This window comes from Nitrospira sp. Ecomares 2.1 (genome assembly GCF_965152585.1).
Window position 1 is genome coordinate 2,723,529 of the sequence record NZ_OZ224219.1, and the last position, 18,718, is coordinate 2,742,246.

Sequence of the window (18,718 nt, forward strand, 5' to 3'; positions counted from 1 at the left end):
TTTTCTCTCGCGACAGTCCTCTCTCCTCACGCCTTACACCTTACGCCTCTCGTGTTTCCTCAAAAAAGTGTGACGTCCGACTGCACAGGAGCATGTTGAAGTTTCTTCCGATACTGCCCCTCCTCCTGCGCAATCGCACTCGCCACGACACGGTCGAGTTTTTTCATGAGCACTTTTCCCGAATCGGTGAAATAGTACACCTTCCGAGGACAGACATCTCCGACATCGGCTTTAATAGGCGACAGACCCTCCTGTTCCAAAAAGGCGAGAGCCCAAGCGGCATTTTGGGCCCCAATATCGATGGTGCCATCATAAATCTTTCCCCCGCCAAAGACTTTCGCTTCAAGCCGCTCTTTTTTCCCGCCGCGCTTGAAAATATCGTTCATCAGCATTTCCATGGCAAAGCTCCCGTATCGTCCCGAATCTGCCCAATTATCGTGTCCTTCAATATTGGAAGGAGCTGCTAACATGAAATGATTCATCCCTCCCACGCCGGCTTCTGGATCTCGCAGACACACTGAGATACAGGAACCTAATACCGTATAGACGACTTTGGGCTCCCGGCTTACAAAATATTCACCTGGGAGAATGACGGCCACTTCGTAGGGGAAGCGGGTATCCTGCATTCGCCGAATATGCCCAAATTCCATCAATCCTGTAGATGACATAATTTCCTTAAAGTAAGGAGTGAACAGTCAGGAGCATGAGAAAAGTGATGAGTGCTTCCGATCCTCCACGCCTAACCACTCTCCCCTTTGCCCTCTCCCCTACGCCTCACTTTTCACGCTGATCGGTTTTTGATAAATGGTCGGGCGCAGATATGTAAATTGATGGTCGATCCACTGCAAACTTTCTGAATGTCCGATAAACAAATATCCACCAGGGCGGAGATATCGGAAAAACTTCTCCATGAGTTTGGCTTGCGTGGGACGATCAAAATAAATCATAACATTCCGACAAAAGATTACATCCAATTGACTCCGTATAGGAAAGGTCGGGTCCATCAAATTTATCCGTCGAAAGGCCACAAGACGCGCGATCTGAGGGCGCACCTGCAGCTTTCCCGCTTGCGGGCCTTTCCCACGGAGAAAATGTCGTTTCACCAAATCAATGGGAAGTTGACTCACCCGCTCTTCCTCATAGATACCCGAGGAAGCCTTTGCCAATACCCGCGTAGAAATATCGGAGGCGAGAATTTTGATGTCCCATCGATTAATATCGGCAATGCCATCAGACAGGGTCATGGCAATCGTATAGGGTTCTTCCCCGGAAGAGGACGCGGAAGACCAAATTCTCAAGGTCTTGGCCGATTGCACCTCTGAAAGAACCTGGTCGCGGAGAAAATCAAAATGCACAGGCTCCCGATAAAAATCAGTTTTATTCGTTGACACAAGATCCAACAACTTCATCAACTCTTCTTCCCCGCCTTTCCCGCTCACACAGTCGTAATACGCCTGATACGAGGAAAGGTGAAGATCCCGAAGCCGTTTCCCCAAACGAGAAACTAAGAGCGTTTTTTTTGGGGCATCGAGCGTAATACCGACCTGCTGATAAATTAAGTGTTTAAACTGTTCAAATTCATTATCAGTCAACGTTGCCGTCATCATATTGTCCTTTATCGTCAATTGATCCAAAACAAAAAGTAAAGGGATTGATAGTGAGGAGTGAACAGGAAGGAGTCGTGAAAAAAACACCGCACATCCCCTTTACGCCTTGCTACTCACCCTTCCTGGAACCAATAGAAACCACAACCCATAGACTACATAGGACGTCAAAGGGAAAGACCATAGGCCGTGGTCATTCCGACAAAAACCCACTCCCATAAAATATTTTCGATAGCCATATTTCCGCTGGAAGATTTCCGTTCCAGGGGCTCAATGAAGTGAAAAAATCCGGAATGGATGCAAGAAACAGATTTCTTCGTGAGGCGTGAAACGATGGACTATTCGCTTTACCACTCACCCTTCAGCCTCAATTCTTTTTCCTTTTCCATTTCAAGTTATCGGCACACCTATGATCGAATTTAAGGACCGGAGGGAATTTTTTTAAAAAAAAGGGAAGCCCAGGGGTGGGAATAAAAAAAGGCGAGGAAGGTTGTGATACCCTCCCCGCCCTTTCTCAAGACGATTGGTCGTAAAACGAAATTATTTCAGTCTGACAACAATGGCTCCCATAAAATCACCCTTCTTCCAATCTTTTTTGGTAGTTTTGGGGTGTTTGTTATGGCAATCGGCACAATTGTCACCTTCAGGCAATATAATCCCCAAAATGATTATTCAAAACCATGAATCCATCTGATCGAACTGGGACCCATCTATTTCATAAGGAGATCCACAATCTCATTCCAGTTTTTCAGTGTGCCAATGATCGTCGGCTCTCCGAGCTGAACATTGAAGCTATCCTCCCGAACCATCCGCAACGCAATGACCAGATCATTGAATTCAATCAAACTATTTGTTTCAAAATATGTTAAAAAATCCACGTCTGAAATCCCGGTGGAATGGTACAATTTCCGTTTGACTGTTTCTAAATAGGCCACAGTGGGAATGGTATGCTCTTTCATCAGCGCCACACGTTCTTCTTTAGGCAGATTCCACCATTCGGCATTTTTCCGAACCGGGATCATAATTGCATATGTCGACGGATCTCCTTTGTATTTCGCTGCTTTCAACTTTTCCAACAATTCCGGAAAATCCGGCGCATAATTTAAACTTTTGGTCACTCCACTGACGGTGTATTCCAAATTCAAATGTCGGCCGAGGCGAGTACTCCGGAGTTGAGTCATTAATTGCTGATTGGCTTTGAGGTCGGCGGAATGCAGCCGAAGCATAAAATGAGATTCCGTTGTCAACCCATAGGTCCAATAGCCATCCACGGTGACCTGATTTTTGATTGATTCCAACAGGGCTTTCGCCTCCTCCCCTCCTTTTTGCCTTTCTTCCACCGACAAATTTCCCCAATCTTTATCCACCTCAAACAGGGCAAAGGTGCCAAAAATAGGGGCATCGGCCGCCCATGTCAAGCCAAAGGACACAACAGTCAAAACCGCAATGAACAACAGGGATGCTAAGGCGCGCATACATTTTTCTCCTTATTTATTTTCCTTATTTATTTATGGAGAGTCATGGGTTCTTTGGGGTAAGGGATTTGCTGACAATCCTTCAGAATCCCCACCTAAGAAAGATTTTTGGCTCTCATAAATTCGAAGGTGTTCCCACTTGCTTCCGGAAGCACTCAGACTTCCGGAAGCCCACAAAAAATCTTAAATTAGTTCCTCCCGGGCACTTAGGATTTAATAATAGGATTTGCTTATTTGGCGGGAAGCTTCACGCTGACTGCCCCTCCAAGGTCGCCTTCCTTGGCCCCTTCTTTTTTGTAGCCGGAAACATCCATTTCACCTTTGGGACCACCGTGGCAACCCATGCAACCTTTCCCATAGAACAAGGGCAACATCACACGCACGGCTCCGTCGGTTGTCTCGCTCGCGATCTTGTCCCCCTGGCGTGGATAAGCGGAATCGCCGAATTTTTTCATCATCCCGGACTCAAAGTCATCTGCCTTATTCTTCGGATTTCGGAGTAACGCATCTGTTGTCGTTTGTTTCATGTAAATACCGCTTTTTTCGCTGAACAAAGTAGCGGTCTGCGTCCCGAAATGGGCCGGTGTAAAGCCCTTATACGCGACACCGGGCTTATTGATTTTATCCTGGTTGTTGGCGACCGTCTTTTTTGCGGCTTCAACGAGTTCCAGCAGCAGCTTTTGCGCCATCTCGGGAACGCCGCTCCCTTTCAGATTACCCAAATCCACGCTGGCTCGGGCCTTAAATTTCTCCGCGAGTTGCTGGGCAAACACATCAGGCGTGAACCCCTTGTCTCCCTTGCTCGCATCATTGATCAGGGGCTGGTTGGCCGCGACTGCCCCACGCCCGGCGTCAAGCAGAATAGCCAGGAGGCGGCCTGTTTCAACCACATCGGCCCCTGCAAATACTATGACAGGCGCGAGGAGAGCAATCAGGAAAAAAACTGCAGAGAGAAATTTCTTTCGGCTCATAGAACCTCCTTGTTTTGAAAGTGAGACAAGCGACACACGAGAACAAAAGAAAACGAATAGAACGAGAGTATATGACGATTCCCCCCCTCTTGCCAATAAGAATTCCCTGCATCACCTCCTTCCTTTGATTAGCGGGAACGGATACTCCTTGTCTTGTATGGAGGCAAGATTGGGACGGTCTGATTGGTTTCGCTTTCGCAAGAGGTAGGGATTTTGCCTGCACCGGGTGTATAAGTTTCCGCCCAATGGCATTCCGGCCGGGTCGTTCAAATTCTTATATACCGAGTGGCTGCAGGATTTTGATGATCGCCTGAACTTTCCTGCCTCTCGCTGACCTCAATGGTATAGCTGGTTGGAAAGAAATCCAGAATATTGGCTCGAAATATATCCCCAATGCGAAGACTTCCGTTCGATCCTCTGGCCGGGTATGGAACTTAATGGGCGCAGTCTCTCGTTCAACTAAAGGGAAACTGCCTGACAGATTATATTTTAGATCAAGGGGGAAAATTGAGGGGTTAAACAAAAGACCATAGGTTCAATCCTTTACCCACTAGGCACACCCATACCCGGGGAATTTCAGCCCGAGATTTTTTAGGATATAAGGAAAGGAAGAAGAGGAGAAAGGCGAGGAAAGCATCTAAGCCCTCCCAGCCTCTCTCAAGAAAATGATCTTAAAACTTTATTATCTCAGTCGCACCACAATGGCTCCCATAAAATCACCCTTCTTCCAATCTTTTTTGGTGGTTTTTGGGTGTGAGTTATGGCAATCAGCACAAATGTCCGCGATAGCATAATCGGCCGACATACCGACCGTCACTCCGCCATCTTCCGCCACTAATACTTTTTCTTTTCCTTTGGCTAATTCCGCGAGCATGTCCTTTTCCTTGGCACTTTTCGCGGCATTGGAGGCATACAAGGGATCGGTCCCAACCAAAGACAAATCAAACTCCTTTATTTCTTTCCCGAGTTCTTTCACGAACTGAGCCGGCAGCATCATGCCGTGGTCATCCTTCACCCAATCTTCAGACGGTTTCATTCCACCTTTGGTCGCGTCGGCCATAATCCCCTTGACATACACGGTTCTGGCAGCCTTAGAGGTAGCCAAGATGTACTTGGCCGCCATTTCCTTAGCCGCGTCTGCGGCTAGACCTATCGGCGCAACCAAGGCAAAGCCAAGACCTAACATGACAAACATTAGTGAAAATACAGTCCATCTCCTCATAATCATCCTCCTCCTGTAAGTATAGGGAAACATCATGCAGATGAGTCCGACATGGTTATGGAACATCCAGCATTTCTTCCATAACCTGGTTTAAACACAATGTTAATAAACACTCATAGAATCCTCCCCAGGTTTTCGGGAAAAATGGATCCAACTTTAGGAGAGAATTTCACAGGCGTTGAAGTGGGAGTCATGATTTCCCCTTTTCGCCAGGTCCAAGTTATGAACAGTCTTCTAAAATTCTTCAAAAAAATCATCCCCTGGCTTTTTATGCCCGTTGGACCCCGAACTCCCAACACCCACAGCGACCTCTTTTTTAGTGGGGAAATGCTTTCCCTGAGCTTTACCAGTCATAGACGAGGCCGCACGAGAATATTGAGACCCCGTTCCGCTCGTCGATTGAGCGTGAACGGATGAGCCGGTTTTTGCCATAGGCTCAGAACGTTGAGTCCCGAACTCAGTCTGGACCTTGAAAAACTCGACCTGCCGCAACAGATCCTCAGCTTGTTGCGCCATCGATTGGGACGCTGAAGTCGCCTGTTCCACCAAGGCCGCATTTTGTTGTGTGCCTTGGTCCATCTGCATCACCGCCTTGTTCACTTGATCAATCCCCGCCGCCTGCTCCTGGGAAGCCGCACTGATTTCTGAAATAATATCCGTGACCCGTTTGACCGAGTTCACAATTTCGGCCAGCGTCTGGCCCGAGCGATTGACCAACTCACTGCCACCGCCAACTTTTTGCACCGATTCGTTGATCAGCGTCTTAATCTCCTTGGCCGCCGTGGCAGAACGTTGCGCCAGATTTCGCACTTCCGAAGCCACTACCGCAAAACCTCGTCCCTGCTCGCCCGCCCGTGCCGCTTCCACCGCTGCATTCAAAGCTAAGAGATTCGTTTGAAACGCGATTTCGTCGATCACATTAATAATATCCGCGATCTTCTTGCTGCTCTTATTGATTTCATCCATGGCCTCCACGGCCTTGTCCGTGACCGCGCCACCCTTCTCCGCCACTTCCCGGGCGGCCACCGCCAATTGGTTCGCCTGTTTGGCGTTATCCGCATTCTGTTTAATGGTAGAGGTCATCTCTTCCATGGACGCACTGGTTTCTTCCAGGGCTCCTGCTTGCGCCGAGGTTCGCCCGGCAAGATCGGAGGTTCCTGCATTTATCTCGGAAGTCCCGGTCGTAATGCCGGAAACAGCTGTTTTGACAGACCCAATGACTTCACTCACCCGGTCAAACATCATATTAAACGATTCACTGGTTCGACCGATTTCATCCTGACTGTTCACGCTGGCCCGACCGGTGAGATCTCCTTCCTTGGCTCGCTCCGCCATGGACTCCAGACTCTTCATCGGCTTGACCACCAACTTCGCAATCATCAGATACAACAGCCCCATCATCAACAAGCCCACGGCCAGAATCCCCATATACATATTACTGAGATTCCCTTGTAATTGGGCAGCGGGACCATCCATGGGAATCTGTACCGACACCGCTCCTAACATCTCCCCAATTTTTTTACCCTCATGACAGCCTATACAGGCCTGGGTCGTCGCCAAATCCTGGGTCGCACGGCGGAACATCATTTTCCCATTCACGGTATCGTTTCTGGTAAATTCTTTTTGGCCGGCAGCCAGGGCAGCTAGGGCGTCTTTCTCAAAGGAATCTTGCGGAGCATTTTTGGGATTCAGGGGCGAGAGACTCACGATCCTGGCATTAAACACGCCTTCCTCAGCCAATATTTCAGAGGTTTCACGAGCAAATGTGGCCGGAAAGGGAACCGTATCGGGAGCACTATGGTCAACCCCGGTATTCATCCCAGCCGCCTTGGCTTTCACCACAAACTCTTTGGTCACATAGGCACGAGTGACCTCAATTTGCTTTTGAACAATATACGCCTGGTCAGACAAAACCCGTTCCAGATCCGAATGCAATTGCTGACCAAGTAAATACGCTCCCCCTGCTAGTAAACTTGCAAAGACCACCATAATAGTCATCACCACTTTTGGACCAATGCCTATTGAGTTCCATACTTTACCCATGCGACCTCCTATCTTATTTGATAAATAAACAAACTTGCCTGCTTCAATATTCCGCGTAAGGGGTGAAACAAGAGGCGTAGGATGGCCCCCTACCAACCCGACGGGATGCTGGGAAGGACAACGCCGTTGGCTTCTGACTTTTCTGCCTTTTCGCCATTCCCGACATTTTCAAACGGGAATCCATGTTCCATCTCACCCCTCACCATTGACTCCTCATGTCTGCTAAAACTCTTCAAAAAAATCATCCTCACGTTGACGGCGGTCATGACCATTCGAGCTGCCCACGCCAACCGGTTGAGACTTAGCCGTGGGCTTTGGTGAGGAGACCGCCTTCACTGTGTTTAAAGGCTTACTCACTGGGGTGGAATTTTTGCCACTTGAAAGCGCAACTCTGGCTCCCGATCCTCTTTGTGCTCCTGCAAACCGTTTTTGTTCTGTATCTTTTAATTTAAAAAAAGCGACTTGATTCAACAGTTCAGTCGCTTGCTGTTTCATGGACTGGGAAGCCGACGTGGCTTCCTCCACCAAGGCCGCATTCTGCTGCGTGCCCTGATCCATCTGCATCACCGACTTGTTCACTTGATCAATCCCCGCAGCCTGCTCCTGGGAGGCCGCACTGATTTCCGAAATAATATCCGTCACCCGTTTGACCGAATTCACAATCTCGCCCAGCGTCTGGCCCGAGCGATTGACCAACTCACTGCCGTCACCGACCTTTTGAACCGATTCATTGATCAGTGTCTTAATCTCCTTGGCAGCCGACGCCGACCGTTGCGCCAGATTCCGCACTTCCGAGGCCACCACCGCAAACCCCCGGCCTTGTTCACCTGCGCGTGCCGCTTCCACCGCCGCGTTGAGTGCTAAGAGATTCGTCTGAAACGCGATTTCGTCGATCACATTGATAATATCCGCGATCTTCTTGCTGCTCTTATTAATCTCATCCATGGCCACCACGGCCTTGTCCGTGACCGCGCCACCCTTTTCCGCCACTTCCCGGGCGGCCACAGCTAATTGATTGGCCTGCTTGGCATTATCCGCATTCTGCTTGATGGTGGACGTCATCTCTTCCATCGACGCGCTGGTCTCCTCCAAAGCGCCTGCCTGAGCCGAGGTGCGTTGTGAAAGATCTTCATTGCCTTGGGTGATTTCACCTGACGCGGTAGAGACATGTTCCGCCGCTTGGCGGACTTCAGACACCACCTTCACCAAATTATCCAACATGACATTCATCGCCTTGCCCATGGTTCCCAATTCATCATTGGACATCACGGTGACACGCCGACTCAAATCTCCGTCAGCCGCCCGTTGGGCCACCTCGCTTATTTGAACCAGGCTATTTGCCCCACGACGCCCAACCCACAACCCGACAACCAAAATCAGAGCCAGACAAATAATGGCAGTCATGGTTAAATTTCGATTAAATGCAATGGCCGCTGCAGTAGCTTCGACTTTAGGAATTCTGACCAGGACGGACCAATTCATCCCCGGATAGCCCAGGGCGCCTTTCAGGTGAGTATATCCACCCATTTGCCAAATATTTTTCCCGTCATGGAGGGCCAATTGATAGCCTGTTTTTCCGGCAACCGCGAATGTTGCGGTTTCCACTCCAATTTCTGGGAGATTGAGTTTAAACAATGTGTTTACAAAATCATGGGTCATGTTCTCTGTGCCCTGATTGGAGGGGTCATAATCCACGATGACCTGCCCCTTATCGCCGAGCAGAGAAATTTCCGACCCTGCCCATCCGGCACCTTTAAGCTCTTGATAGGCGGATTGCACGATTTCTTCCACCAGAGAAAACTTGACGCGATTGGTCCAGTACCCGATCAAATCGCCATCCACATACACCGGAGCAGAAAAACCCAAGGTTAACCCGTCATCTCCAGAATACACCGATTTCACATCTTCATCGACATGAACGTCTTCAATAAAGGTCCCGGTCGCCGTATCATTGCCGGGCGCCGTAAAGGGTTGCCTCGTGGTAAATTCTTTGGCTTCAACCGCCTTAAACCACGGAGCGTCCGTATATTTTCTTGAATAAATTGCTGTGGTGTCGATCGGATTTCCTTTAGCATCCTTTGAGTTCACGGCCATGACATCTCCAGTCGGGTCAACCAATATCGTCAGATAATAAATACCGGAGGTCGCGACGTATTGGTTCATCGCACTGGCTATCGCATTATTCTCCTTGCTGTACCAATGATAGCGTTCACCCACGATTCTATTAAGGCCAAAGGATTGAGGATCCCCATACCGTTCAAATAAATTCCGATCGATTTTATCCCCAATGGTCTCCGCCATGGCTTGCACACGCAAACCGGCGGCTGTTTCCATTTCCCCGGTAGCTGAAGATCCTAAGTACCCCACCGCCGCCATCGGCACAATGCCAAAGATGGCGAACAACACCACCAACTTGGTTGCGATTCCCAAACTGAAAATTTTGTTCACCATCCTGTTCATAAAATCCTCGCTGATTTCATTAAAATTGTTGTTGGCCTCTGGCGTCCTGGATCATCCATGGCCTATGTTGATTCGGGTCTGGCATGGACTTCAGCTTTCTCTTCCACATCTTGAATCTTCCCCACTACGGTGACTTCCTCCTCCGTGAGAACCCGATCAATGTCCAACAGGGTCACTAAGCGATCCTGGGCATTACCAATGCCGGCGATAAAGGTGACATCGACTGAAGTACCCATGTCCGGAGGGGCCTGAATATCCTTGGCATTCATATCCAACACATCGGAAACCGCATCAACCAGAAAACCCATCACACGATTCCGGACATTGACCACGACAACCACGGTGAACGAAGTGGGTTCGGTCACCCCCATGCCGAATTTCATGCGAAGATCCACAATGGGTACAATTGTGCCACGAAGGTTGAGCACTCCTTTGAGAAAATCCGGGGTATTGGGGATTCTGGTCACCGTGGTGTATCCCTTGATCTCCTGCACTTTCAGAATATCCACTCCGTAATATTCATCTGCCAGATTAAAGGTCAGATATTGTTGATCGTCGCTGGCATACGTCGTTCGAATCGAGCGTCGCTCCATCGATTCAGCCGTTGCGGTGGTCATGATTAGGCTCCTTTGTTTTGTACGTCATGGTTATGGCTCAACACGTGTATCTTTTTCTCGAAAAGCGTGAAGCATAAGGCGCGCATAACAATCTTCACGACTTCAGTGCCTTTTGTCTTGTTTCACTCACGGTTTTTCATGCCGCCGCAATGTGGCCAACCCTTGCCAATTTGGCTAACCCCGGCACGTCCAAGATCAAGGCGACTTGCCCGTCTCCCAGAATTGTGGCTCCAGAAATAGCCTCAACCTTGCGATAATTTTGCTCCAAACTCTTAATCACCACTTGTTGTTGCCCCGTCAGTTCATCCACCAGCACGGCCAATCGCCGACCATCGGCTTCCACGATCACCAACAAGGCCTGTGAAGGATCGGTATAGTCCGGCGTGAGGCTAAAAGCCTCATACAGTTTGACCACCGGCACCCATTCTCCGCGAAGACTGACCACCTCCCCTTTTCCCACGATGCGTTGCAACTCATTGGGTTTAGGACGAATGGATTCGGTGACGGCAATAAGCGGGATGATGTAGTTATCTTGACCGACCCGGACCGTCATCCCATCAATAATGGCCAGCGTGAGCGGTAATTTCAACGTGATACGGGAGCCCTTGCCCATCGTGCTCTGAATGTCCACCGATCCGCCAAGCCCTTCGATATTTCGTTTCACCACATCCATCCCCACCCCTCGACCTGACACATCGGTAATACTCTCGGCGGTCGAAAAACCCGGACGAAAAATCAGTTGATACACCGCCTCATCCGACATATTGCTTCCATCGGCAATGATCCCTTTTTCGACGGCTTTTTTAATGATTTTTTCCCGGTTCAATCCTCGCCCGTCATCCTCCACCGCGATACAAATATTTCCGCCATCATGATACGCATGGAGACGAATCGTTCCTCGGGCCGGCTTGTCTTGAGCCAACCGGTCGTCCGACAGTTCCAATCCATGATCGGCCGAATTGCGAACAAGATGGGTGAGTGGATCGCCAATCGCTTCGATCAACGTTTTATCCAATTCCGTTTCCTCGCCGGACATGACCAATTGAATCTGCTTACCACTTTTCCCTGCGAGGTCCCGAACTAACCGTGGGAACCGGTGGAACGCACTGCCTATCGGCATCATCCGAATGGACATGACCCGTTCCTGTATCTCTCGGGTATTGCGTTCCAATTGGGTAATACGTTCCTGGAGAACCGGGAGCTGATCGATGGAAAACTTCTCACTCAGGTCCGTAATCATCGATTGTGTAATCACCAATTCTCCGACCAGATTGATCAACTTATCAATTTTCTCCGTATCCACCCGAATAGACGCCACTTCATTTTTTTTCAACTGCTGCTGTTTCTGAAGGGCCTTATCGACTTGTTGGAGCGACGCTTTTTTCTCTTCCACCAGAATTTCGCCAATTGGCTTTTGCTTGGCCAGGCTTTCGGCTACTTGCTCCGGAGTCACCACCCCTTCTTCCACCAGAATATCCCCAACCCGTTTATAGGGTTCTGGCTTTTTCGGCGCGCGATCGATGATGTCTAATTCGCTCCCATCCCGGACAAACGCAAACACCTCCTCAACCTGGCCAATAGGTGCATCAGTTTCCAATTCCACGGTCCAACTGAGATAACATCGTTCCGGATCGAGGGTGTCCAAAGCAGGAAGGCCATCGGTTCGTACTTGGAGCACTTTGACCATGCCCAACTCATGCAATTCCTTGAAAATCTGGGCTGGATCCATGCCTCGTTGAAACAATTCCGGTAAGGGGCTCCATTCAATCTGGACCATTCGCCACGTCGCCGCTTGAAGCGCCGGACCATGGAAAACGGTTTCAGCGGAGGACCTCTCATGGACAGTGGCGGTCGCTCCCTTCTGACAGGATTCCAGTTCACCTTCTAATCCATGAATGGCTGTTTCATCTGCCGCCTCACCCCCTTGCGCCGCGTCCAAAAGACTTTTCAAACCGTCCAACGCTCGCAACAGGACATCAATGACATGAGGGGTCACCGGCATTTTCTCATTCCGGAGATCATCCAGAATGTTCTCCATTTTGTGCGTCAACTCGGCAATGGCCGTAAAATGAAACATCCCGGCATTGCCTTTAATCGAATGAGCGCCACGAAAAATTCGATTCAGTAAGTCCAGGTCTTTCGGATGTTGCTCTAACGCCAATAAACCGGATTCTATGGTTTCCACATGTTCTGCGGATTCCGTAAAAAACGACTCTTGGAACCGTGTGAGATCAACTGCCATTATTCGACTCCTTTGCGAATGTACTGAGGATTTGTCTTTCGTGAAGGATAACGCGTGAAGGGCGGGACGATTGTTGATGCCGGATTAAACCACTCGGCATCTTATCCATTCGGCTCATTGCATTCTCAAGCTCATCCCCATTCTTTTTCTGTAACCACCCAAGTCGCTTGGCAATTCCCAGTTGAGTATCCGGTTTGGTTCCCAACCTCTGATAAACGTGAAAATACTGAATGCATTCTGTTGATGTCTGCCCCGCCGCACCTTCCGCGATATGACTGGAAATACGTACTACAGTTCCCCGTATTTGATTGGTAGGCCAAAATCTCTTTTGGTCAGGATAATTTTTTGATCTTCTGTACTCATTAGCCACAAGTGGCTGTGCCACATTCCATAGATTCAATGTTTTGTGTGAATTTTTCAAATTTCACATCAACTTTCGCTTTACGTTTCCCGCCTTAGGCTTCATGTCTCCTACCCCGGCAGTACTTTTTTAATCGTGGCTAACATTTGTTCCGGGTTAAACGGCTTCACGACCCACCCAGTTGCTCCTGCACTTTGGCCTTCCTTCTTTTTGTCCTCAGATGATTCGGTGGTTAACATCAGAATCGGGGTGAATTTATGGGCGGGCATCCCTCTAACTGCCTTTATCAAAGAAATTCCATCCATGTTCGGCATATTCAGATCCGTAATCACCAAACTCGGCTTTGCCCCACCATTGAGTTTATCCACGGCTTCTTTCCCGTCTCCAGCCTCAACCACTTCGTAGCCGGCACCGGTCAGCGTAAAGCTCACCATTTGACGCATTGAGACGGAATCGTCCACAACTAAAACAGTCTTGCCCATAGCATTCCCTCACTCTGGTTCTGTATATTTCATTATTAACCCTGAACGATCACCACTGTTCGTTCGGCTTCTACCCAATTTTTCGTATGGCGTCAGGAGTGGGACGGAAGAAAAATACCCACCTTTTTACGCCTGACCCTCCACACCTAACTTCTTCAGAATAATGTGATGTTGTCCCCTCCATCAGAACCGGTTCCGACCATCACCGTCCCTTGCCCCGATCTGGCAGCCTCCATGGTGAGGCGTTCAGACTCCATCGTATAGGTGTGTTCGAGATTCCGGATTTCTTCAAGCACTTGGGGCATCATGTCTATTCCTTCAGTATCGTTGACCACCGCTTGAAGCGGCGCATGAATTCGCTCCAATGGTTGGTAGACATGTTCCAACTTTTGGCGGGTGATATCTTGAAACTGCATGGACATCACAATTTGTCCGATATCCTTTCCAAGTTCTTTGGTTCGCCCCGAATTGTGTCCAACGCTCTTTTTTAGGGCATCATTTTTTTGACCCATAATCTTGATCATCTCCAGAACTTTGTTCTGAGCCTCTACCGTTTCCGATAAGTCTAATGAGGCCAGCACCTGGAGTTCCGACATTGCGGATTCGGTTGTACCTTTGACCGTCGTCGCAAGGGTTCGAATTTGCTCTGAGGCCTGAGCAGACCGATTCGCCAATTTCGTCACTTCGTCCGCTACCACGGCAAACCCTCGTCCATGTTCTCCCGCCCGTGCGGCTTCGATCGCCGCATTGAGTGCTAACAATCGTGTTTGATCGGCAATGAATTCGACTTCCTCCACCACCTCTGAAATTCGAGAAGTGGTTTCCAAGGCTTGCTCCATCACGCTAACCGTTGCGAGCGTCACCGTGGTCGTCTGTGTGACTTGGTTGACGAACATTTCTATGGTCTTTTGTGTGTCATGAAGAATCCGATCGACGGTATAGTCATCATTCCCGCCATGCCCCTCGGCCATATTTAATAGCGCTTCGGTTTCCTCTACCTGTTCCCTGGCATTCCGTGAAATTGCCTGAAATCGCTGAATCAAGCCGTCGGCTGCTTGTCCCGTTTCTTGAATGACCGCTTTAATCTGTCCCACAAATACCGGAAACACCGGGGCCAAACATTGGCAAAAGGCCTTCCAGTTCTCCAGCCAGCGGCGCTGGGCCTGAATACCTTCCTGAAGTTGCTTTTCCAACATGTGGATACGCGTCTGGCGGCTTTTGACGCCCAAGGCATATCCGATCCCTGTTCCGACCATCACTACGCACATCCATACGATCCAATCACCATTCACACGTCACCTCATTTTGAATCTCGATGATTATCATTTGCATAATTTATTGGCTCTGTATTACGACTCCTGGGTGGGGAGAAACTGTGCAAATCCAATTTGCTCAAACTTGTCACGAATACGACTGGAATACCCTTGCACGGATACCCGCCCGGATCGGGTCGCTGCCACCATCAGCTGTACACAGGAGGAATCCATACAAGTCACCCCGCTTAAATCAATTTTGAGGGGCCCTTCCTGTTGATGCAAGGCCACCAGATCGGCATGAAATTGAGCTGCTTCAAAAATGGTGAGATCGCCCAGAGGACTGAGAATCGACTCATCAGGAATCGTTGGCATGACTTGACATTCTTCCATGTTATCCTCTCATCTCTCGGGGAAAAAACGTGAATATTCAGACGACTCTCCTGGCCTGATGCTTTAGTTTCCCGCCTGAGCGCCTTTGACATGGTCAGAAACAAACAGGGGACAAACAGGACTATCGGAACCCAAAGGACCCTACTTTAGAAAGACTCCACATTCCTTTATTGTGGCCACAACCCCCAGTGAAAGAAGATAGGAAAAAAGAATGTCCGAAAGACAAAATCATTTTTTCCGCATGCCTTACTTTCACGCTTTACTCCTCATGCCTTTTCCAATTGGTGAGCCGTCCCAGAGGTTTCAGAGCCAATTGAGATACATTCCTCGCCGATCGGCGTGTCTGTTTTGATGACACACACGACTTGATTGCCTTTCCCCCGATACTCAACTCGTGAGAAACTTAAGGCTTTGGCCATCGCAATACCCCGTCCGTGACTTTCCAAAATCCGGTCGGGGTTGATCTGTTCATACCTCCGCCAGTCGAAGCCGGAACCCTGGTCGGTTATTGTCACCCGGATGCAATCCAAGCATCGTTCAAACAGTACGTCGACCACTTTATGGACGTACTCAGGAAGTCCCACCCGATATTGAATTTCTTCCTCCCAGGTTCCACTTGCCTGAAGAGCGGTTTTTTCATCGAACCCGATTCCCAAATTTCCGTGCTCCACTCCATTCATCAGCAATTCATTCAATCCGAACACGACTTTTTCTGAATTGGGACAGGCTCGCCCCAACAAGAAGGCGAGATCATAGGCTTCTTCCATGGTTCGAACGTGGAAACGGCCTTGCTGTAATAATTCAATAATCCGGGACTGCTGGCTAAGATTTCGGAATATCCGTTTCCATTTCAACCCCTCTTCCACCGCTGCGTTCACAATCCGCAATAACAACGGTTGATCAAAGGGCTTGATCAGATAAAAAAAGACCCCCGCTTCAATCCCTTCGCATATTTCCTGGGGGGATCCCGCTGCGGTTTGCATCACAACCGGAAGCCATTGGAGGTGTTCCTCGCGTTTCACATGCAACAACAGATCAAGGCCACTCATCCCCGGCATCATTCGATCCAGAACCATGGCATGGAACCCTTGTCGGTCCTGTTGTAATTGCGCTAAGGCCTCTTCGCCGTTATGCGCTTGAACAAGTTCATAGGGTTCATCCTTAAGACATTCAACAAGGACATCCAGGTTTGACTCATCGTCGTCTACTAATAAGATACGGGAAAATGTGTTTTTCATGCGTGTGCGCTCGACAACGACCAAACGTGAGGGGTGAGGGTGAATAAACTCCTCAGGTCTTACTCTCTCACGCCTAAAACTCCACCCCGAGTAAGGCCACGTCATCCTCAAAGCCGGCTTGGGCATTCCATGTCCGGCTCCCCTCAATAATACGGGACAATCCTGACTGCAACGGCTCACCGGCAAACTCTTCAAATGCTTTCTGAAGCCTTTTTCTTCCCCACATCTCTTCCTGAGGATTCATCACTTCATAAATACCATCGCTAAAAAGATACATCCGGTCTCCGGGATTCAGAACGACGGAATCCGTTCCATACACCTCATCACCCGAAAAACCTATAGGCCAGGATCGCCCTCCCAACACAACCGAAGGTCCGTCTCTTTTCACCACAATGGCCCCGGGATGTCCCGCAGTCGCATACCGAAGAAGGCGCGTGGAGCTTTGCCACACCCCAACCCAGATTGTGAAATACGCCCCGTCATCGCTCATGGGATATTGTTTGTTCAGACTCGTCAGGATCTCGCCCGGATCGTATGAGGGAAACATTTGTTGGATGTGTTCTTCCTTGAAAAACAACGATAACGCCACAGCCCGTAAGGCGGGCCCGATCCCATGCCCCGACATATCCAGCATCATGAGACCAAGGTGATCATCCCCCCATCGGGCAACCTGAAAGAAATCTCCTCCCAAATGCGAGGAAGGCAAAAATTCCCACTCCACGTGAACTCCGGGAACCACTTCCCCTTTCCGCGGGAGGAGATCTCGAACAAAGGTGGAAGCCGAACGGAGCTCAGAATGTAATTCCGCTTGCTTTTGCGACAACAAACGATTGATCTTTTCTAGATCCAGCATCAACTGTCGAGCTCGAAGACCGGCGCCTACTCTGGCGACAATTTCATAACCGGAAGCGGTTTTGGATAAGAAATTATCGGCCCCCCGACTGAGTCCTTCGGCAATCTGCGTCGGATGGTCCAATTCCGTCATCAGGATGAAATGGATCGTCCGATAGCGTTCATCTTGTTTAATCGCTTCACAAAGTCCGGGACCATCAAGACCGGGCATCACCCAATCAGATAGAATGAGATCCACCGGCTCCTGATCCAGCAGGGCCAGAGCGTCGTCTCCATTACTGGCCTCCAATAATCTACACTGCAGTCTGGCCAATTGCTTCCTGGCAACCATCCGCATAATTTTTTCATTATTCACAATGAGAATGGTATAGATAAAATTATCCGTAAGGGTTCCCCCATCCGGGATATTCCCGGTCGTCATCGGTAGCATGATCTTTCTCAATGAAGTTATTGGACGATGTTAATTATTTGTGTTTTTCGCCAGGGATGGGCACAAATCCAACTCTGATGATGGCCCTTCATGGGGAAGCAGGGAGCTTTCCTCACCACCATCAATGTGCGGCATCCGATAGGTCGAAGATACAAGGGTTCCCGGCATGGACATGACGTCCACAGGGTAAAACCTCCGTTAAGATGCGTGGCCTAAGCCCATGGACAAACCGCATACAGGTTTCCGCCTAGAGGGCTTTCCTCAGAGACAGAAATTAATTACGGACCGAGCCGTGTATGGAGAAGAGCCTTCAGACGAATCATGGCTTGCGCATGCAACTGACAAATGCGGGATTCCGTGACGTGCAAGACGACACCGATCTCTTTCATCGTCAGCTCTTCAAAGTAATAGAGGGTCAACACAAGGCGTTGGCGCTCAGGCAATCGCTCAATGGCATCAACCAAGGCTTGGCGTGCATCCTCGGACACCAGGGTCTCCAACGGCGAAGGTTGATCGCGATCCGCCAACGCATCCAAAATGGGATGGGAATCTTCATCATTGGAACCCAAATCATCGAGACTCAAGACCACAGCGCCTTTGGCTTGCAAAAGAGTCTCATCCACTTCTTGCGCCTGCATACCTAAGGATTCCGCCAACTCTTCTTCTGTGGGTGGCCGACCTTTGCGTTTTGTCCATTCATTGGCCGCATGTTGGATTTTCCCGATTCGCTCCCTAAGAGACCTTGGCACCCAGTCCATCGCGCGGATTTCGTCAAGCATCGCGCCACGAATACGAAACTCGGCATAGGTTCGAAATTTAATTTCTCGTGAGGGATCGAACTTCGTCAGGGCATCCAGAAGCCCGACCATGCCGGCGCTCATCAAATCTTCCACATTGAGCCCGCTCGAGGCTCGCATGGCCATTCGCATCGCCATGTATTTAATGACCGACAAAAACTCCTGAACCAGCGCTTCGCGTTCCTGGGGGGAGAGCGAAAGCTTCGTCGGAATCGACGGTGCTGTGTTTTCCGAAACCGGTCTTTCTGACACTGTTGTTACTGCGCCACGTTTCATGC

Annotated in this window: 17 protein-coding genes; all 17 read right to left on the minus strand. The window is 49.5% G+C overall.

The genetic code is table 11. The features are described from left to right. Window positions 1–59 precede the first annotated feature (59 nt). Window positions 60–668, minus strand: coding sequence for a chemoreceptor glutamine deamidase CheD (locus ACWHYD_RS11955; RefSeq protein WP_447962267.1), 609 nt, complete (start codon window positions 666–668; stop codon window positions 60–62). 99 nt (window positions 669–767) lie between these two features. After that, a complete protein-coding gene (locus tag ACWHYD_RS11960; RefSeq protein ID WP_342350060.1) occupies window positions 768–1,607 on the minus strand; it encodes a CheR family methyltransferase in 840 nt (279 codons plus the stop codon). Window positions 1,608–2,144: 537 nt separating this feature from the next. Next, window positions 2,145–2,267, minus strand: coding sequence for a c-type heme family protein (locus ACWHYD_RS11965; RefSeq protein WP_447962268.1), 123 nt, complete (start codon window positions 2,265–2,267; stop codon window positions 2,145–2,147). A 47-nt stretch (window positions 2,268–2,314) separates the two neighbouring features. Continuing rightward, window positions 2,315–3,079 (minus strand): chlorite dismutase family protein, encoded by a 765-nt coding sequence (locus tag ACWHYD_RS11970; protein ID WP_342350059.1) that lies wholly within the window; start codon window positions 3,077–3,079, stop codon window positions 2,315–2,317. 230 nt (window positions 3,080–3,309) lie between these two features. After that, window positions 3,310–4,050 carry a Tll0287-like domain-containing protein gene (locus ACWHYD_RS11975; RefSeq protein WP_447962269.1) on the minus strand — a complete coding sequence of 247 codons (741 nt, stop codon included), beginning with the start codon at window positions 4,048–4,050 and terminating at the stop codon, window positions 3,310–3,312. A gap of 682 nt (window positions 4,051–4,732) precedes the next feature. After that, window positions 4,733–5,272, minus strand: a complete 540-nt coding sequence (locus ACWHYD_RS11980) for a c-type heme family protein (protein ID WP_447962270.1) — start codon at window positions 5,270–5,272, stop codon at window positions 4,733–4,735. 234 nt (window positions 5,273–5,506) lie between these two features. Beyond that, window positions 5,507–7,315 (minus strand): methyl-accepting chemotaxis protein, encoded by a 1,809-nt coding sequence (locus ACWHYD_RS11985; protein WP_447962271.1) that lies wholly within the window; start codon window positions 7,313–7,315, stop codon window positions 5,507–5,509. A gap of 222 nt (window positions 7,316–7,537) precedes the next feature. After that, the gene (locus tag ACWHYD_RS11990; protein WP_447962272.1) at window positions 7,538–9,766 is read right to left on the minus strand and encodes a methyl-accepting chemotaxis protein; all 2,229 of its coding nucleotides are present in this window, start codon (window positions 9,764–9,766) and stop codon (window positions 7,538–7,540) included. A gap of 71 nt (window positions 9,767–9,837) precedes the next feature. After that, complete coding sequence (locus tag ACWHYD_RS11995) at window positions 9,838–10,392, minus strand: chemotaxis protein CheW (RefSeq protein ID WP_447962273.1); 555 nt, start codon at window positions 10,390–10,392, stop codon at window positions 9,838–9,840. Window positions 10,393–10,528: 136 nt separating this feature from the next. Beyond that, a complete protein-coding gene (locus ACWHYD_RS12000) occupies window positions 10,529–12,634 on the minus strand; it encodes a chemotaxis protein CheA (RefSeq protein WP_447962274.1) in 2,106 nt (701 codons plus the stop codon). Then, a complete protein-coding gene (locus ACWHYD_RS12005; RefSeq protein WP_447962275.1) occupies window positions 12,624–13,055 on the minus strand; it encodes a four helix bundle protein in 432 nt (143 codons plus the stop codon). Before ACWHYD_RS12005 ends, ACWHYD_RS12000 begins: the two co-directional genes overlap by 11 nt. 50 nt (window positions 13,056–13,105) lie before the next feature. Further along, window positions 13,106–13,477: a response regulator gene (locus ACWHYD_RS12010; RefSeq protein ID WP_447962276.1), complete on the minus strand. Its 372-nt coding sequence runs from the start codon at window positions 13,475–13,477 to the stop codon at window positions 13,106–13,108. 155 nt (window positions 13,478–13,632) lie between these two features. Then, a complete protein-coding gene (locus tag ACWHYD_RS12015) occupies window positions 13,633–14,745 on the minus strand; it encodes a methyl-accepting chemotaxis protein (RefSeq protein WP_447965864.1) in 1,113 nt (370 codons plus the stop codon). Window positions 14,746–14,826: 81 nt separating this feature from the next. Then, window positions 14,827–15,123 (minus strand): STAS domain-containing protein, encoded by a 297-nt coding sequence (locus ACWHYD_RS12020; protein ID WP_447962277.1) that lies wholly within the window; start codon window positions 15,121–15,123, stop codon window positions 14,827–14,829. A 266-nt stretch (window positions 15,124–15,389) separates the two neighbouring features. Beyond that, the gene (locus ACWHYD_RS12025) at window positions 15,390–16,361 is read right to left on the minus strand and encodes a response regulator (protein WP_447962278.1); all 972 of its coding nucleotides are present in this window, start codon (window positions 16,359–16,361) and stop codon (window positions 15,390–15,392) included. A 73-nt stretch (window positions 16,362–16,434) separates the two neighbouring features. Then, window positions 16,435–17,643 (minus strand): SpoIIE family protein phosphatase, encoded by a 1,209-nt coding sequence (locus ACWHYD_RS12030; protein WP_447962279.1) that lies wholly within the window; start codon window positions 17,641–17,643, stop codon window positions 16,435–16,437. 278 nt (window positions 17,644–17,921) lie between these two features. Continuing rightward, window positions 17,922–18,716 (minus strand): sigma-70 family RNA polymerase sigma factor, encoded by a 795-nt coding sequence (locus tag ACWHYD_RS12035; RefSeq protein ID WP_447962280.1) that lies wholly within the window; start codon window positions 18,714–18,716, stop codon window positions 17,922–17,924. Window positions 18,717–18,718 lie beyond the last annotated feature (2 nt).

What these genes read in the sequence shown, in the direction of transcription:
- ACWHYD_RS11955 (WP_447962267.1), bottom strand. Translation starts at nt 668, where the DNA reads ATGTCATCTACAGGATTGATGGAATTTGGGCATATTCGGCGAATGCAG.
- ACWHYD_RS11960 (WP_342350060.1), bottom strand. Translation starts at nt 1,607, where the DNA reads ATGATGACGGCAACGTTGACTGATAATGAATTTGAACAGTTTAAACAC.
- ACWHYD_RS11970 (WP_342350059.1), bottom strand. Translation starts at nt 3,079, where the DNA reads ATGCGCGCCTTAGCATCCCTGTTGTTCATTGCGGTTTTGACTGTTGTG.
- ACWHYD_RS11975 (WP_447962269.1), bottom strand. Translation starts at nt 4,050, where the DNA reads ATGAGCCGAAAGAAATTTCTCTCTGCAGTTTTTTTCCTGATTGCTCTC.
- ACWHYD_RS11980 (WP_447962270.1), bottom strand. Translation starts at nt 5,272, where the DNA reads ATGAGGAGATGGACTGTATTTTCACTAATGTTTGTCATGTTAGGTCTT.
- ACWHYD_RS11985 (WP_447962271.1), bottom strand. Translation starts at nt 7,315, where the DNA reads ATGGGTAAAGTATGGAACTCAATAGGCATTGGTCCAAAAGTGGTGATG.
- ACWHYD_RS11990 (WP_447962272.1), bottom strand. Translation starts at nt 9,766, where the DNA reads ATGGTGAACAAAATTTTCAGTTTGGGAATCGCAACCAAGTTGGTGGTG.
- ACWHYD_RS11995 (WP_447962273.1), bottom strand. Translation starts at nt 10,392, where the DNA reads ATGACCACCGCAACGGCTGAATCGATGGAGCGACGCTCGATTCGAACG.
- ACWHYD_RS12000 (WP_447962274.1), bottom strand. Translation starts at nt 12,634, where the DNA reads ATGGCAGTTGATCTCACACGGTTCCAAGAGTCGTTTTTTACGGAATCC.
- ACWHYD_RS12010 (WP_447962276.1), bottom strand. Translation starts at nt 13,477, where the DNA reads ATGGGCAAGACTGTTTTAGTTGTGGACGATTCCGTCTCAATGCGTCAA.
- ACWHYD_RS12015 (WP_447965864.1), bottom strand. Translation starts at nt 14,745, where the DNA reads ATGTGCGTAGTGATGGTCGGAACAGGGATCGGATATGCCTTGGGCGTC.
- ACWHYD_RS12020 (WP_447962277.1), bottom strand. Translation starts at nt 15,123, where the DNA reads ATGGAAGAATGTCAAGTCATGCCAACGATTCCTGATGAGTCGATTCTC.
- ACWHYD_RS12025 (WP_447962278.1), bottom strand. Translation starts at nt 16,361, where the DNA reads ATGAAAAACACATTTTCCCGTATCTTATTAGTAGACGACGATGAGTCA.
- ACWHYD_RS12030 (WP_447962279.1), bottom strand. Translation starts at nt 17,643, where the DNA reads ATGCTACCGATGACGACCGGGAATATCCCGGATGGGGGAACCCTTACG.
- ACWHYD_RS12035 (WP_447962280.1), bottom strand. Translation starts at nt 18,716, where the DNA reads ATGAAACGTGGCGCAGTAACAACAGTGTCAGAAAGACCGGTTTCGGAA.